At 71.5% G+C, this 15,601-nt stretch carries 14 protein-coding genes and 1 riboswitch; of the genes, 6 read left to right on the top strand and 8 right to left on the bottom strand.

Annotated features, from left to right (window positions below; translation table 11 throughout):
• A partial coding sequence (locus tag D8M29_RS03505; protein ID WP_148111513.1) for an integrase core domain-containing protein occupies positions 1-132 on the top strand: 132 nt, incomplete at its 5' end.
• Positions 133-238: 106 nt separating this feature from the next.
• Here the strand turns inward: D8M29_RS03505 and D8M29_RS03510 are convergent.
• Together D8M29_RS03510 and D8M29_RS13770 are read right to left on the bottom strand one after the other, a co-directional pair.
• Positions 239-1,498 carry a histidine kinase gene (locus D8M29_RS03510; RefSeq protein ID WP_127435085.1) on the bottom strand — a complete coding sequence of 420 codons (1,260 nt, stop codon included), beginning with the start codon at positions 1,496-1,498 and terminating at the stop codon, positions 239-241.
• A gap of 21 nt (positions 1,499-1,519) precedes the next feature.
• Positions 1,520-1,693: a hypothetical protein gene (locus D8M29_RS13770; protein ID WP_002856694.1), complete on the bottom strand. Its 174-nt coding sequence runs from the start codon at positions 1,691-1,693 to the stop codon at positions 1,520-1,522.
• Between the two features lie 151 nt (positions 1,694-1,844).
• Here D8M29_RS13770 and D8M29_RS03515 point away from each other — a divergent pair, with 151 nt between their 5' ends.
• Positions 1,845-2,528, top strand: coding sequence for a response regulator transcription factor (locus D8M29_RS03515; RefSeq protein ID WP_002856693.1), 684 nt, complete (start codon positions 1,845-1,847; stop codon positions 2,526-2,528).
• A gap of 11 nt (positions 2,529-2,539) precedes the next feature.
• Here the strand turns inward: D8M29_RS03515 and D8M29_RS03520 are convergent, their stop codons facing one another.
• From D8M29_RS03520 to D8M29_RS03535, 4 genes are all read right to left on the bottom strand, one after another.
• On the bottom strand, positions 2,540-3,373 hold the full coding sequence (locus tag D8M29_RS03520; protein ID WP_020624816.1) for a thermonuclease family protein: 834 nt from the start codon (positions 3,371-3,373) through the stop codon (positions 2,540-2,542).
• A gap of 117 nt (positions 3,374-3,490) precedes the next feature.
• The gene (gcvT, locus tag D8M29_RS03525; protein WP_113914151.1) at positions 3,491-4,657 is read right to left on the bottom strand and encodes a glycine cleavage system aminomethyltransferase GcvT; all 1,167 of its coding nucleotides are present in this window, start codon (positions 4,655-4,657) and stop codon (positions 3,491-3,493) included.
• A gap of 13 nt (positions 4,658-4,670) precedes the next feature.
• Complete coding sequence (gene gcvP, locus D8M29_RS03530) at positions 4,671-7,607, bottom strand: aminomethyl-transferring glycine dehydrogenase (protein WP_113914150.1); 2,937 nt, start codon at positions 7,605-7,607, stop codon at positions 4,671-4,673.
• A gap of 162 nt (positions 7,608-7,769) precedes the next feature.
• A riboswitch (glycine riboswitch) is annotated at positions 7,770-7,886 on the bottom strand.
• A gap of 218 nt (positions 7,887-8,104) precedes the next feature.
• On the bottom strand, positions 8,105-9,376 hold the full coding sequence (locus D8M29_RS03535; protein WP_080694971.1) for an Nramp family divalent metal transporter: 1,272 nt from the start codon (positions 9,374-9,376) through the stop codon (positions 8,105-8,107).
• A 199-nt stretch (positions 9,377-9,575) separates the two neighbouring features.
• On the opposite strand from D8M29_RS03535, the gene D8M29_RS03540 reads away from it, so the two are divergent.
• Together D8M29_RS03540 and D8M29_RS03545 are read left to right on the top strand one after the other, a co-directional pair.
• A complete protein-coding gene (locus D8M29_RS03540; RefSeq protein WP_036338798.1) occupies positions 9,576-9,947 on the top strand; it encodes an ectoine synthase in 372 nt (123 codons plus the stop codon).
• Positions 9,948-10,029: 82 nt separating this feature from the next.
• Positions 10,030-10,770, top strand: a complete 741-nt coding sequence (locus D8M29_RS03545) for a YoaK family protein (protein ID WP_036383960.1) — start codon at positions 10,030-10,032, stop codon at positions 10,768-10,770.
• Here D8M29_RS03545 and D8M29_RS03550 read toward each other — a convergent pair.
• Positions 10,745-11,953 (bottom strand): acyl-CoA dehydrogenase family protein, encoded by a 1,209-nt coding sequence (locus D8M29_RS03550; RefSeq protein WP_070708771.1) that lies wholly within the window; start codon positions 11,951-11,953, stop codon positions 10,745-10,747. The two genes, D8M29_RS03545 and D8M29_RS03550, sit on opposite strands and share 26 nt — an antisense overlap.
• Before the next feature lie 150 nt (positions 11,954-12,103).
• Here D8M29_RS03550 and D8M29_RS03555 point away from each other — a divergent pair, with 150 nt between their 5' ends.
• Both D8M29_RS03555 and D8M29_RS03560 read left to right on the top strand, forming a co-directional pair.
• On the top strand, positions 12,104-13,885 hold the full coding sequence (locus tag D8M29_RS03555) for an AMP-binding protein (protein ID WP_127435084.1): 1,782 nt from the start codon (positions 12,104-12,106) through the stop codon (positions 13,883-13,885).
• Positions 13,886-13,963: 78 nt separating this feature from the next.
• Complete coding sequence (locus tag D8M29_RS03560) at positions 13,964-14,521, top strand: MarR family winged helix-turn-helix transcriptional regulator (RefSeq protein ID WP_036316148.1); 558 nt, start codon at positions 13,964-13,966, stop codon at positions 14,519-14,521.
• 29 nt (positions 14,522-14,550) lie between these two features.
• Here D8M29_RS03560 and D8M29_RS03565 read toward each other — a convergent pair whose 3' ends face one another.
• Positions 14,551-15,324 carry an SDR family NAD(P)-dependent oxidoreductase gene (locus D8M29_RS03565; RefSeq protein ID WP_036316150.1) on the bottom strand — a complete coding sequence of 258 codons (774 nt, stop codon included), beginning with the start codon at positions 15,322-15,324 and terminating at the stop codon, positions 14,551-14,553.
• Positions 15,325-15,601 lie beyond the last annotated feature (277 nt).

Below are 15,601 nucleotides of genomic sequence, written 5' to 3' on the forward strand. Positions count from 1 at the left end.
GCTCGGCGTGAGGCCCTGCAGGTGTGGGTGAACCACTACAACTACCATCGGCCTCATACCTCCTGCGGAGACGCTCCTCCGGCCTCACTGGCACCGACCCGAGTCAACAACGTCATGCCCTCCTACAGCTAGGAGGGACGACGGCGCCCCCGACAGTGGCGGAAGGTGCAGACTTTCGGGCCCTGATGTGATGCAGGTCACATGGGTCTGGTCCGCCGCTGCGACGGCGTCGGCCTCGTCAGACGGACCTGGGGAGCACCGCGCGCACCCGCCACCCCCAGCCCCCCGGCCCGGCCTCGATCGTGCCGCCGAAGGTGGCCACGCGATCCCGCATGGAGTTCAGGCCCACACCGGAGGAGTTCCACTGCGGCGGGCCGGACCGCTCGGTGACGGTGTTCTCCACCTCGAGCACCACGTCCGGCCCCGCGTCGCGGAGTTCGATGCACACGCGCGCGCCCTCGCCGGCGTGCTTGGCGACGTTCGTGGTGGCCTCCTGGAGCACCCGGTGCAGGGTGGAGCGCACGGAGATCGGCATCGCGTTCTGGTCGCAGCGGACGTCCGTCTCCACCGTCATTCCGAGACTGCGCAGCTCCTCGGCCAGTTGGGCCACGGACAGCACCGGATCCGCGGACGTCGCCCCGTCCGCGCCCCCCGCGGCGCCCGGCTCACCGCTCGGGTCCACGATCCCGTCCTCCTGGAGGATGGAGAGCATGCGCCGCAGGTCCCGCAGCGCGTCCTTCGCGGAGTCCCCCACCACGTCCAGCACGCCCTGAGCCGCCTCCGGGGCGCCGAGGTAGCGTGCCGTCCGAGCCTGCATCGAGATGATCGTGAGGTTGTGCGCGACCACGTCGTGCAGGTCGCGGGCCAGGGAGCGACGCTCGGCCTCGGCGGCCAGCCGGGCCCGCTCCTCCGCCTCGAACACCCGGCGGCGATCCCGCTCCCGCCGGGCCAAGCTCTCGCGGATGAAGAGCCCGCCGCCGAGGCCCATGGACATGAGCAGCAGGATGAACCACGTCGCGTTCGACTGACCCACCGCGAACGGCTGGGCGACGCCCCAGGTCAGTGCCAGGACGGCGGCCGTGACGACGAACCCCCAGGAACGGGCGGTCGCCGCGACGGCCCCGAGGACCACGGGCGCGACGACGGCGAAGAGCACCTCGGAACCGCCGACGACGGTCGCGACGGCCCCGGGCAGGAGCAGGGCGAAGCCCACCGTGCTGCGCCACCACTGGGCGAGGAAGGCGCTGGTCACCGACGCGATGGCGATCCCGTCCAGGACCGGGATGACGCCGTGGCCCGGGCCGAACAGACCGATGTCGGACGCGGTCGAGGCGAGCAGGAACGCCGACCCGAAGGCGAGATAGACGCGGCTCAGCGGCGCCGCGGCCCAGAACGCGCGCCACCGCAGGCTGCGCGCCTGACGCCACGCCGAAGAGCGGCGCGCCCGGGAGGGCGCGCCGCTCCGGACGGAGGGGGTCGATGGGCTCGAATCAGGCATCGGGGGCGGACCGCCCCGGGGTCAGTCGCACCAGATGCCGAAGTGGCGGCACGTCCACTCCGCAGTGCCTTTGCCGAGGCCCAGGGTCGTGACGACGTCGTCCTCGGCCGAGGCCGCCGAGGCGGCGGCGGCCGGAGCGCCGACGAGGGTGGAGGCGAGAAGGAGAGCGGAAGCGAGGAGAGCGCGAGTCTTCATGGCCCCAGTATGTATGACGCCCGTCACAAATGGTGCACGCCGCGCACAGGCCGCGCCGCGGCATGGCGCAGATGACGGCCGGCGGGCACCCCGGCCTCGCCCCGACGCCGACAAGGTGGCATGCGCCACAGCACCGGTTACGCTGACCTGCGTGTCCGAAGAGCTGCGCATCCTGATCGCCGACGACCAGCCGCTCATGAGCGGCGCGCTCCGCGTGCTCGTCGACTCTGCCCCCGGCATGACCTGCGTGGGTGTGGTCGCCAACGGCGTCGAAGCCGTGGAGGCGTGCGCCGCCATCGAGCCGGACGTGGTCCTGATGGACATGCAGATGCCCCTGATGGACGGGGTGGAGGCCACACGCCGGATCAAGGACACCCACCCCGCGATCCGGGTCCTGGCGATCACCACGTTCACGTCCGAGGACTACCTCGTGCCGGCCCTGCGCGCCGGAGCGGGCGGCTACCTCCTCAAGGACGCGGAGCCGCCGGCCATCCTGGGCGCCATTCAGGCCGTCCATCGCGGCGAGTCCGTGCTCTCCCCCGCCGTGGCGACCAAGCTGCTCGCCTCGATCGAGCGGGACCGGCCGACGGTGGGCCCCACCTCGGTGCAGCCCGGCAGCCCCGACGGCTCCGACCTCACCGAGCGGGAGCTGGGCGTGCTGCGGCTGCTGGCCAGGGGTCAGTCGAACCCGGAGATCGCCGCGAACCTCTTCGTCTCCGAGTCCACGGTCAAGGCCAACCTCACGCGGATCATGGCCAAGCTGGAGGTCCGCGACCGCGTCCAGCTGATCATCCGGGCGGCCCAGCTCGGGCTCGTCACCCTCGCCCTGGACTGAGCGCGGCGGGGTCAGCCACGGGCCGCGATCTCGTTGCGCCGCGTGTTGAGGTCCTTCAGGACTTGCATCCCGTGCTCCACCACCGGGTCCGCCTCGGCCAGGAGCGACTCCTTGGCCGGCCCGTAGGCGAGGTCGGCGAACGTGCCGTTCTCCGGGTCGAGGGCCCGTATCTCCTGCTGCACCAGGCGCACCTGGTCCAGGCCGGCCGCGTACTCCACCGCTCGCTCGTCGATCTTCGTCAGGGACGCCTCCGCGTCCTCCGGGATCTGCTCCAGGGCGAACTGGGCCTCGTAGAGCCGGTTCTGGTACGTGCAGGGCTCCTCGATGTCGTAGAGCCCCACGCCGCGACCCACGGCCTCCTGATTGGCCTGGGCGATCTCCTCCGCCAGGCGCTTGCCGACGGCGACCTCCGTGGGGGCGGCCATGCCGGCCTCCGCCATGGCCACGTTGACGGTGCCGCCGCCGATCGAGATGACCGCGCTCTCCATCCCCTCGGGCGCGCCCTCGTCCGAGGTGGTCATGCTCGCGGTCGCCCCCTGCGGGAGCCGATCACGCAGCCAGGAGTAGGACTCCTCCCCCATGCAGAGGTTGGGGCCGACCTTGAGGCCCTCCGGGTTGCGGCCCGCGCTCGTGACGCCGGCGAGGACCACGGTCCGCTCGGTGCCGCCTTGGTTCACCACCACGGTGTTGCCGTCCAGCACGGTGACGATGTCCACGCGGGCGGCGTCGGCGGCCACGCCGCGGAGGACGGTGACGATGCCCAGCAGGAGCAGGACGGCGGCGACGGCGAGGAAGACCAGCAGCCCCTTCAGGGGGACCCGGGCACGGGCGGCGACGTGAGTCATGCGGACTTCCTGCAGGTGGACGGCGGGACGGGGGGCCGCGACGACGGCCCGGAGCCCGAGTCTAGCGAAGGGCCCCGGGACCGCCGAGCGGCGGGCCGAGGGACGGCTGCGTCGGGCTCAGCGCTCCCGGCGGTAGAACGGCGTGGCCACCACGGTGAACGGCTCGCCGCGGCCGCGCAGGTCCACCTGCAGGGACGTGCCCTCGGCGGCCACGTCGCGGCGGACACGGGCCAGGGCGATGGGGTGTCCGAGGGTCGGGCTGGGGGCGCCCGAGGTCACCTCGCCCACCCGCTCGCCGGACTCGTCCAGCACGGCGTAACCGTGCCGGGCGGCACGCCGACCCGCGCCCTGCAGCCCCACGAGGACCTCCTCGACGTCGTCCCTGCCGACCAGCGCGGATCGTCCGACGAAGTCGGCCTCCTTGCTCGCGGGCACCGCGAAGCCGACGCCAGAGGCGTGCGGCTGGTGCCCGGTGTCCAGCTCGTTGCCGTAGAGCGGCATGCCCGCCTCCAGGCGCAGCGAGTCCCGCGAGGCGAGCCCGCACAGCGTCAGCTCCACGCCCGCCTCGTCCGCGGCCGAGAGCATCGTGTTCCACACGGCGGAGCCGCGGTCGCCGGCCTCGGCGGTGGAGGCGGCGGGCAGGAACAGCTCGAAGCCGTCCTCGCCGGTGTAGCCGGTGCGGGCGACGACGGCGATGACGTCACCGGCGTCCGTGGGCACGGTCAGGGTCAGGTGGCCGTAGTACTTCAGCTCGGCCAGCTGCGCCGCGGCCTCCGGCATGGCCCGGGCGAGGATCTTCTCGGCCTGCGGGCCCTGCACGGCCACGAGGGCGGTGGTCGAGGACTCGTCCTCGACGACGGCGTCCCAGCCCGACGCCCGCTGGTTCAGGGCGGTGTGGACCGCGGCGATGTTGCCGGCGTTGGGCACCACCAGGTAGTCGGGCTCGGAGCCGGCCTCGCCGTCGTCCATCCGGTAGACGATCGTGTCGTCGAGGATGGTGCCGGCGTCCGTCAGGCACAGGGCGTACTTGGCGCGGCCGGGCTTCAACGTGGAGAGCACGCTCGAGAGGGCGTGGTCCAGCATGGCCCCGGCCTCCGGGCCGGTGACCCGGATCTCGCCCATGTGGGAGAGGTCGAACAGGCCTGCGGAGGTGCGGACGGCCTTGTGCTCGGCCAGCTCGGAGCCGTACTTCAGGGGCATGTTCCAGCCGCCGAAGTCCGTGAACGTGGCGCCCGCGGCCTCGTGGACCGGGTGCAGCGGGGAGTTGCGCGTCGAATCGCTCATGGGGGTGATCCTCTCAGTCCTCGTCGGCGGTGTCGGCCACGGCGCCCTCGAACGCCTCGGGCGGCGGGCACGAGCACACGAGGTTGCGATCGCCGTAGGCGCCGTCGATGCGGCCCACCGGCGGCAGGTACTTGTCCAGACGCAGGCTCGGCACCGGCGTGCCCGCCTGGGCGCGCGAGTAGGGGCGATCCCACTCGTCGGCCATCAGGACGTTGAGGGTGTGCGGGGCGCGACGCAGGACGGAGTCCGCCACGGTCTCCGGGGTGACGGCGGTGATCTCGGCGTGGATGGCCTCCATCGCCTCGATGAACCGCTCGATCTCCTCGAGGTCCTCGGACTCGGTGGGCTCCACCATGAGCGTGCCGGCCACGGGGAACGCCAGGGTGGGGGCGTGGAACCCGTAGTCGATGAGGCGCTTGCACACGTCCTCGGCGGTCACGCCCGTGCGGGCCGTGAGCTCGCGCAGGTCGAGGATGCACTCGTGCGCCACGAGGCCGTCGTTGCCCGTGTACAGCGTCGGGTAGAGGGGCGCGAGGCGGCGGGAGATGTAGTTGGCGCCCAGCAGCGCGTGCGCGGTGGCGGAGCGCAGGCCCTCGGCGCCCATCAGGTGGATGTAGGCCCAGGAGATGGGCAGCACGCCGGCCGAGCCGTGCGGGGCCGCGGTCATCAGGGCCTCGCGGGAGGGCAGGTACGGCACCAGGTGCTCGCCCACCGCCACGGGGCCCACGCCCGGGCCCCCGCCGCCGTGCGGGATGCAGAACGTCTTGTGCAGGTTCAGGTGGGAGACGTCTCCGCCGAACTCGCCCGGCTGGGCCAGGCCCACGAGCGCGTTGAGGTTGGCGCCGTCGATGTACACCTGGCCGCCCGCGGCGTGCACCGTGGCGCAGACCTCCTTGACGTCGGCGTCGTACACGCCGTGCGTGGAGGGGTAGGTGATCATGATGGCCGCGATGCGGCCCTCGTTGGCCGCGATCTTGGCGCCCAGGTCGGCGGCGTCGATCGTGCCGTCGTCGGCGGTGGCGACGACGACGACCTTCAGCCCCGCCAGCACGGCCGAGGCCGCGTTGGTGCCGTGGGCGGAGGCCGGGATCAGGCAGATGTCCCGCTCGCCCTCGCCGCGGGCCAGGTGGTACTGGCGGATGGCCCACAGGCCCGCGAACTCACCCTGCGAGCCGGCGTTCGGGGCCACCGAGACGCCCGCGTAGCCGGTGATCTCGGCGAGCTTGGACTCCAGGTCCGCGATCAGGAACCGCCAGCCCTCGGTCTGGTGGTCGGGCGCGAACGGGTGGATGGAGCAGAACTCGGGCCAGGAGATGGCCTCCATCTCCGCGGTGGCGTTGAGCTTCATGGTGCACGAGCCCAGCGGGATCATGGTGCGGTCCAGCGCCAGGTCGTAGCCGGAGAGGCGGCGCAGGTAGCGCAGCATCTTCGTCTCCGAGTGGTGGGTGTTGAACACCGGGTGCGTCATGAACGCGGAGGAGCGGCGCAGCGACTCCGGCACGGCCGGGGTGGCCACGGCGCCCTCGTGCGCGGAGGCCGGCAGGGAGCCCGCGTCCAGGCCGAACGCCGTCAGGACGGCCACGAGGTCGGCGTCGACGGTGGTCTCATCGGCGGCAATCCGCAGGGTGTCCGCGTCCACCAGGCGCAGGTTCACGCCGTTCTCCTCGGCGGCCTGCAGGACCTGCTCGGCCCGGCCGGGCACGCGGACGGTGATCGTGTCGAAGAAGTGCTCCTCGGCGACCTCGACGCCACCGGCCCGCAGCGCCTCCGCCAGGCGGACGGCCTGGGCGTGGGCGTGGCGGGCGATGCGGGCGATGCCCTGGGGGCCGTGGTAGACGGCGTACATCGAGGCGACGATCGCGAGCAGCGCCTGGGCGGTGCAGATGTTGGAGGTGGCCTTCTCGCGCCGGATGTGCTGTTCGCGCGTCTGGAGGGCGAGGCGGTAGGCGGGCTTGCCGGCGTCGTCGTGGGAGACGCCCACGAGGCGGCCCGGCATGCTGCGCTGCAGGCCCTCCTTCACGGCCATGTAGGCGGCGTGGGGGCCGCCGAAGAACAGGGGCACGCCGAAGCGCTGCGTGGAGCCGACGGCGATGTCCGCACCCTGCTCCCCGGGCGGAGTGATCAGGGCGAGGGAGAGGATGTCCGCGGCGACGGTCACGAGGGCGCCGGCCTCCTTGGCCTGCGCGATGACGGCGGCGTGGTCGTGGATGCGGCCGGAGTCGCCGGGCTGCTGCAGCACGACGCCGCACAGGCCCTTCTCCTCGACCTCGGCGCGGACGTCCTCCGGGATGCCTGCGGAGAGGTCGGCCACGCGCACGTCGATGCCCACGGCCTCGGCGCGCAGGCGCACCACGGAGAGGGTCTGCGGGAAGAGGTCCGCGTCGAGGAGGGTGACGCCGTCGGTCCTGCGACGGTTGGCACGGTGCATGAGGAGCACGGCCTCGGCGGCGGCGGAGGCCTCGTCCAGCAGGGAGGCGTTGGCGATGTCCAGGCCGGTGAGGTCCTGGACCATCGTCTGGTAGTTCAGGAGGGCCTCGAGGCGGCCCTGGGAGATCTCCGGCTGGTACGGCGTGTAGGCCGTGTACCAGGCCGGGTTCTCCAGCACCTTGCGGAGGATGACGCCCGGGGTGACGGTGTCCGAGAAGCCCTGCCCGATCATCTGGGTCTTCATGACGTTGCGGCCGGCGATCTCGCGCAGCTGCTCCAGGACCGCGGACTCGGTCAGCGGGGCGGGCAGCTCGAGGGGCTTCGGCTGGCGGATGCCGGCGGGGACGGCGGTGTCCACGAGGGCCTCGAGCGAGTCGTAGCCCAGGGTCTGCAGCATGTGCTCGACGTCCGCGGGGCGCGGGCCGATGTGGCGGGCCACGAAGGGGGCCGAGGCGGCGTCCTTGGGCTCGACGCGCTCGTGGGGCAGCGCGGTCGTGCTCTCGGTGGTCTGGGGGCTGGTCACGGGGTACCTCCGGGGGGATCCTGCCGTGGTCACGGCGTGGGTCTGCTCCTCCCCGCTCTGTCATGGACCTGAGAGTTTCCGACGCCCGGGTGGGCGGCTTGCACCGTCGGTGGTCTCGGTCCGGACGCGGGCGCGGCGGAGTGAGACGCTTTCCAGAGCGCCTGACCCCACGCGGTACGGATGCCTGAGAGATTCCCGGGGAGGGTTTGCTCCTTCGGCGGCCTGCTCACGCGGCCGGCCGGGGCAGGACGCGCGCCGACGCTCTCCCGCGCGGGGCATGCGGCGTGCCGCCAGTATCCCACACGTGTAGGCCGCGTCACAGGGCGACCGGGAGGGGCCGGACGGGGCGTGTCGAAGGCTTTCGTTGATGAAACGGCGGCGTGTCGAAGCGCTTTCGTTCAGGAAACGGGTGACGGGAGGAATGACTCAGTCGCATGCCGTCGGCTCACGACAGTCGGTAAGGGACGTCATTCGGCGGCGCGCGTCATCGCCGGGCCTCAATCCCACAGCCCGGCAAGCCCGCCCAGCTGGTAAACCGCGAGCCCGATGACGACAAGACAGACAAGCCCTCCCAGGGCGTTGGCCAGTGGGCCGTTCCGATGCGAGCCCATCAGCCGACGACTGTTCATCACGACCATCAGGAATACGGCCACGATGGGCAGGAGAAGCCCGTTCGCCGCCTGTGCGATGACGATGACCTCCGTGGGATTCGTTCCCGTCAGGGCAATGAGGGCACCGATCGCAAGGACTGCGCCCCACACGATGCGAGCAGGGACGCTGCGCAGATCGGTGTCCTGGCCCAGTGTGCCGGCAATCGCGTACGCCGCGCCGAGCGGGCCAGCTACGGCGGACGTGAACCCGGCCGCGAACATGCCCGCCGCGAACACCCAGCCAGCCGCGTCCCCGAGGAGGGGTTCCAGGGCGGAGGCGAGGTCCCGACCGGTCTCGGCCTGCATGCCCTTGACGTACATCCCACCGAACGCCGTCGCCATCACGGCCAGAGTGATTACACCTCCGACGGAGATCGACACCGCCGTGTCCGTTCTCGCCGCTCGGAGAGATTCCCGCGAATCCAGACCCGGCCCCCATTTCTCCTGCACCAAACTCGCGTGCAGGAAGAGGTTGTAAGGGACCACGGTGGTCCCGATCAGTGCGACCGCCAGCAACGCCGTGCCGGGTGGCAGCCGGGGAATGAACATGCCCATCAAGAGGTCGCCGATCGGAGGCTGAACTAGGACTGCAGTGACGATGAACAGCAGCCCCAATAACCCGACCATGACGGTCAGCACCCGCTCGATCAGTTTGTAGCTGCCTGTCCAGAGCAGAATGCCGATCGTGAGGACGATCCCGATGACGACCACGGGCTGACTGAGTCCGGTCACACTAGTCAAGGCGAGGGCGGTGCCGACTGTGTCACCACCGGCGTAGGACGCCCCTCCGATGCCGATCGCCGCGACGACGAGGATCGCCATGACAAGTCGTGCCGGCACCGAGGAGAACACCTCGCGCAGAGCGTGTCCGAGACTCATGCGGGTCGCGAGGCCCAACCGTCCCGACATCTCCTGCAAGACGATGGTGGCCAAAATTGAGAAGACGACAGCCCAGGCCAGGACGAATCCCTGCTCGGCTCCGGTAACGATGGAGGTTGTGATGGTCCCCGGCCCGATGAAGGACGCGGCGATGATTAGCCCCGGACCGAAACGACTAGGCCTCTCGTCTTGGGGCAACACCTCATTGGAGAACCGGCCATCCCTCGCCTGCGTTGCCATCGCGTCTCCTCCATCTCCGGCCCGCATGGGTCAAGATGAAGCGTATGCCGGGTATGATGCACATCATAGTGGATCTGGACTATTTCATCCCATATGAGCCCCCACGTGTTGCCCCTTATGGTCTGAGACGGGCATCCCTACGATGGAGCCAGGGCTACGGCCCTTTGCCCGACCCGCAGAGCTCGCCGAAAGGAACGCCATGTACACCCGTAGCCGGAACGACGTCGAGAAGGTCGAGTGGGGCGGAGGCACCTCCGAACGCCTCATCACCGCGAAGGACGAGATGGGTTTCGCCGTCGCCCACACGATCGTGCGCGCCGGATCGTCCTCGAAGCTCCAGTACCGCAACCACAAGGAGGCCTGTTACTGCATCGCGGGCAACGGCTCCGTGGTGGAGCCGGACGGCACCGTCCACGAGATCACGCCGGGTGTCATCTACGTCCTGCCGGACCACGAGCCGCACGACCTGCGCGGCGGCACCGAGGACATGCACCTGATCTCGGTGTTCAACCCCGCCATCACCGGCGACGAGAAGCACACCCTGTCGGAGGACGGCTACTCCAGCTACTGAGCCCGGGCACGGTGAGGGAGGCGTCGACGACAGCGCCTCCCGCGTCGGCGCCGACGGCGGCGTCCGGTCGTAGGGTGGCGGGGTGCTCAACCTGTGCGCCCCCGAGCGCACCGTGCGCCGCAACACCCACCTGGCGCTGGTGCTGACCGCGATCGCGGGGATCCTCAACTCCGTGGGCTTCGTCGCCGTGGCCACGTACACGTCCCACATGACGGGGATCGTGGCGTCCATGGCGGACGCGGCGGTCCTCCACGCCCCGGGTCTGGTCGGCACGGGCCTGCTCGCGCTGGCCATGTTCATCCTGGGCGCGGTCGTCTGCGCGCTGGTGTTCAACTGGGGCCGGGTCAACGGCCTCCGCTCGCGCTACGCCAACATCCTCCTGCTCGAGGGCGTCGGCATGCTGGTGTTCGGCCTGCTCGCCGAGCACGTCCGCGATGCGCACCGGCCGCTGGTCGTGGTGGCCGTGCTGTGCTTCACCATGGGCCTGCAGAACGCCTTGATCACCCGCATCGGGGCGTGGCCGATCCGCACCACGCACGTGACGGGCATGGTCACGGACATCGGCGTCGAGCTCGGCAAGATCCTGTACCGCAACGCGCCCGCGGCCGCGGCCCCCGTCGTCGGGGAACCGCGGCGCGTGGGACTGCTGGCGCTGCTCGTGGCCCTGTTCTTCCTGGGCGGGGTGGCGGGCGCGGCCGGCTACCTCTGGCTGGGCTTCGAGGTGGTCATCCCGGTGGCCGGCGTGCTGCTGCTCATCGCCCACCGCCCGCTGATCCAGGACCTGCAGGACGCGTGGCTCACACGAAGGCCGAGACGCCCGTGAGGGCACGCCCCACGATCAGGGTGTTCATGCCGTAGGAGCCCTCGTAGGAGTAGATGGCCTCCACGTCCCCCATGATCTTGGCGATCTCGTGCTCCGTGAGCAGGCCGTTGCCGCCGAGGGCGTCGCGGGCGAGCGCCGCCGAGGACCGGGCCAGCCGGGTCGAGGTGGCCTTGGCCATCGCCGCGTGCATCATCTCCATCCGCCCCTCCTGCCGCAGGGCGTCCACCTGGAGCATCATCCCGGCGGAGGCGGCCAGGTTGCCGGCGACCTCGGCGATCTGGGCCTGGATCAGCTGGAACGCGGCCAGCGGGCGACCGAACTGCTGCCGCCGCAGCGCGTAGGAGCGCAGCACGTCCAGCACGCCCATTTGCGCGCCGACGCCCTGCCAGCCGACCCACATGCGCGAGTCGCGCAGCAGGGCGCGGGTGGCGGCGAAGGTGGTGGCGCCGGGCAGGATCGCGTCCGTGGGCAGGCGCACGTCCAGGGTGATGTCCGCGTTCTGCATGATCCGCAGGCCCATCTTCCCGCTGATCTTGGTGGCCTCGTAGCCGGGGGTGTCGGTGGGCACCACGAAGCCCTTGATCTCGCCGTCGGCGGTGTCGCGCGCCCAGACGAGCGCGACGTCGGCGATCGTGCCGGCCCCGATCCAGCGCTTGGCGCCGCGGATGACCCACTCGTCGCCGTCGCGGGTGGCGGTGGTGGCGAGGCCTCCGGCGATGTCCGAGCCGTGGTCCGGCTCGGTGAGGCAGAACGCGCCCAGGGCGTCGAAGGATTCGAGGCGCCCCTGCCACGTGGCCTTCTGACGCTCTGAGCCCAGGCCGGCGATCATGCCGAGGTTGAGCTCGTTGTGGATGCCCACGAGGGCGGACAGGGACAGGTCCACACGGGCGATCTCCGCGTGCACGAGCTGCTGGAACAGCGAGGACGAGCCGTCCAGGACGAGGCGTCCCAGACCCAGCTCGGCCAGGCCCGGCAGCAGGTCGAACGCGAACTCCTCGGCGTCCCAATACCGGGTCAGGTGCGGCCGCACGCGGGTCTGCAGGTGGTCCTCGATCGCGTCGAGCCGGGCACGCTCGGCCGGCTCGAGGCGGTCCCGCAGACGGAGCAGGTCCACGTGGGGCAGGCCGGGAGGGGCGGCGGGCGCGCCGGAGTCGGGGACGGGGCGGTCGGCGATGGCGGTCATGGCTCTCCTTCGGGGGCGGTCCGACGACGGCGGGCGGTTTCGCCGCGAATCCGACTGTAGGACTTCCAACTATCCAGGTCTGCCAGTAGTGTTCCAGATCACAGGCCCCCGGCCAAGGATCCGTTCAGCAGCCATCCCGAGGAGGGACCCATGACCGTCCAGGACCCCACCGCCGTCGCCGCCCCGTCACCGACGGAGGTGTTCCGCGCGGCCCGCGACCTGCTGGTCGAGTGCCAGACCGACTATGAGCGCGCCCGCGCCGAGTTCGAGTGGCCCCGCTTCGAGCACTTCAACTTCGGCTTCGACTGGTTCGACCGCCTGGCCCAGGACCCGGCCCGCGCGGACGTGCCGGCGCTGATCATCGCCGAGGACGACGGGCGCAGCACCGAACGCACCTTCGCCGAGCTCTCCGCGGCCTCCAGCCGGGTGGCGAACTGGCTCTCCGCGCAGGGCCTGCGCCGCGGCGACCGCCTCATCCTGATGCTGAACAACCAGGTGGAGCTGTGGGAGTTCATGCTCGCCTGCATCAAGCTGCGGGTGGTCATGGTGCCCACCACCACGCAGATGACCTCCGGGGACCTCGAGGACCGCGTGACGCGCGCCGGCGCCGCGTGGGCCGTGGCCGGCGCCGAGGACCTGGCCAAGTTCGCCGGCGTCGGCGAGGGCCTGCACCTGGTGCACGTGCCGGGCGTCTTCGCGGAGGGCCCGGCGCGCCGCGCCCCCGAGGTCGCCGGCCACACCGTGCTCTCCTACGACGACGCCGCCGACGCCGCCACCGAGCTGGCCCCGGCCGAGCCGACCCCCGCGGACGAGACGCTGCTCTTCTACTTCACCTCGGGCACCACCTCGAAGCCGAAGCTCGTGGAGCACACCCACACCTCGTACCCGGTCGGCCACCTCACGACGCTCTACTGGATCGGTCTGGAGCCGGGCGACGTGCACCTCAACGTGGCCTCCCCCGGCTGGGCCAAGCACGCGTGGTCCAACTTCTTCGCCCCGTGGATCGCGGAGGCCACGATCTTCGTGCACAACGCGCGCAAGTTCGACCCCGCGGCCCTGATGGCCAACATGGCGCGCTACGGCGTCACGAGCTTCTGCGCCCCGCCCACCGTGTGGCGCATGCTCATCAAGGCGGACCTGGCGCAGCTGACGACCCCGCCGACCAAGACCATCTCCGCGGGCGAGCCGCTCAACGCCGAGGTGATCGACCAGGTGCACAAGGCGTGGGGCACCACGATCCGCGACGGCTTCGGCATGACCGAGACCACCCTGCAGGTCGCCAACACCCCCGGCCAGAAGGTCGTCATCGGCTCGATGGGCCGCCCGCTGCCCGGCATGGACGTCACCCTGATCGACCCGCTCACGGGCCAGGAGGCCGAGGAGGGCGAGATCTGCCTGCGACTGGACCCGCGTCCGGTGGGCCTGTTGAAGTCCTACTACGGCAACCAGGAGAAGACGGACGAGGTGTTCCGCGACGGCGTCTTCCACACCGGCGACATCGCCCGCCGCGACGAGAACGGCGTGCTGACCTATGTGGGCCGCGCGGACGACGTCTTCAAGTCCTCCGACTACAAGGTGTCCCCGTTCGAGCTGGAGTCGGTGCTGGTCAAGCACCCGGCCGTGATGGAGGGTGCGATCGTCCCCACCCCGGACGAGCTGCGCCTGGCCGTGCCGAAGGCCTTCGTCACCCTCGCCCCGGGCCATGAGCCCACCGCGGAGACCGCCCGGGCGATCCTGCAGTTCACGCTCACCCAGCTGCCCCCGTACAAGCGCATCCGGCGCATCGAGTTCCTCGAGCTGCCGAAGACCATCTCGGGCAAGATCCGCCGCGTGGAGCTGCGCAAGGCCGAGGTCGAGCGCGCCCAGACGGGCGCCGCTCCGGACGGCTACGGCACCGAGTTCCGCGAGGAGGACCTGGACCTGCATCGCTGACCGGCCGTTCCCCGCCACCGCCCCGTCCGTGTCCGGCGGTGGCGGGGGACCCCCGGTGCGCCGCTAGTCTGGAGCGCCATGAAGAAGCCACCCCTCGCCCAGGACCCCATCCGGGAGGCCGCCCGGAACTGGGAGCGTCACGGATGGGGTGACGTCGCCCGCCCGATGGCCGCCATCACCTCGATCATGCGGGCCCAGCAGATCCTGCTGGGTCGGGCGCAGGCCGCGCTCAAGCCCTACGGGCTCACCTTCGCGCGGTACGAGCTGCTGGCGCTGCTGAACTTCTCGCGCGAGAAGCGGATGCGGATGTCCAAGGCGTCCGCGCTCCTGCAGGTCCACCCCACCTCGGTGACCAATGCGGTGGACCGGCTCGAGGCCGCCGGGCTGGTGGAGCGCACACCCCACGAGTCGGACCGCCGCGCGCTCGTGCTCGCCCTCACGGACGAGGGCCGGCGCGTCGCCGTCGCCGCCACGGAGACGCTCAACGCCGAGGTCTTCGGCCGTTCCGGCTTCGGTCCGGCGGACGTGGACACCCTCATCGACGTCCTCGGCCGGTTCCGCGCCGAGGCCGGCGACTTCCAGGCCGACGGCCCCGACGCCGGCGCGCCCGCGACGGCGGAGCACACCTCCTCCTGACGCGCCCTCCGGCCTCCGGACCGTCCGACTCAGCGGGGCTCGAGGCGCACGGCGCCGTCGAGCCGGATGACCTCGCCGTTCAGGAACGGGTTGGACACGATCTGCTCGACGAGCAGCGCGTAGTCCTCGGGCCGGCCGAGGCGGGCCGGATGCGGGGTCTTGGTGGACAGCGCCTCGCGGGCGGCCTCGGGCAGGCCGGCCATCATGGGCGTCTCCATCAGACCGGGGGCGATCGTGACCACGCGGATCTGCGAGGAGGCGAGCTCGCGGGCCGCGGGCAGGGTCAGCGCGACCACGGCGCCCTTGGAGGCGGAGTACGCGATCTGGCCGATCTGCCCGTCGTAGGCCGCCACGGAGGCGGTATTGACGATGACGCCGCGGTCCTCGCCGAGCGGCTCCTGCGCCTTCATCGCGGCGGCGGCCTGGGCCATCATCGACACGGTGCCGACCGCGTTGATCGCCAGGACCCGGCTCAGCACCTCGGTGGACAGCGGCCCGTCGCGACCCACGAGCTTGCCCGGCGTCGCCACGCCGGCGCAGTTGACCAGCACCCGCAGCGGCCCGGCCTCCAGCGCGGCGGCCACGGCCTCCCGGGCGGTGTCCTCGGCGGTGACGTCGCCCGTCACGAAGCGCGTGCGGGGGCCGAGGGCGGCCACGGCGTCGGCACGGACGGTCTCGCCCTCGCGGTCCGGCAGGTCGACCACCACGACGGCGGCGCCCGCGTCCGCCAGGCGGCGGGCGGTGGCATGGCCGAGGCCCGAGGCCCCGCCGGTGACGATCGCGCTCTGGTTCGACAGGTCCATGGACGGACCCTCCCTTCCTCCTCGGGATACCCCCCGAGTTCGATAGTTGCATGTCCTACGTTCTCATCCTAGATTAGCGGAAGAGTAACCCAGATCACACGCACAGCCGGGCCCGTCACGCCCGCCGTGGGCGGCGCCGCCCGGCGTCCGCCTTCCGCCTGGACCCGCGAGGAGCCCCCATGTCCGAGAAGACCGCGCCCACCGAGACCGCCCCCGTGATCCCCCACTTCGTGCACGGCGAGCGGCGCGAAGGCGCCTCCGGCCGGCACGGCGACGT

The sequence above is a fragment of the Micrococcus sp. HSID17227 genome, assembly GCF_003989405.1.
Taxonomy (GTDB): domain Bacteria; phylum Actinomycetota; class Actinomycetes; order Actinomycetales; family Micrococcaceae; genus Micrococcus; species Micrococcus luteus.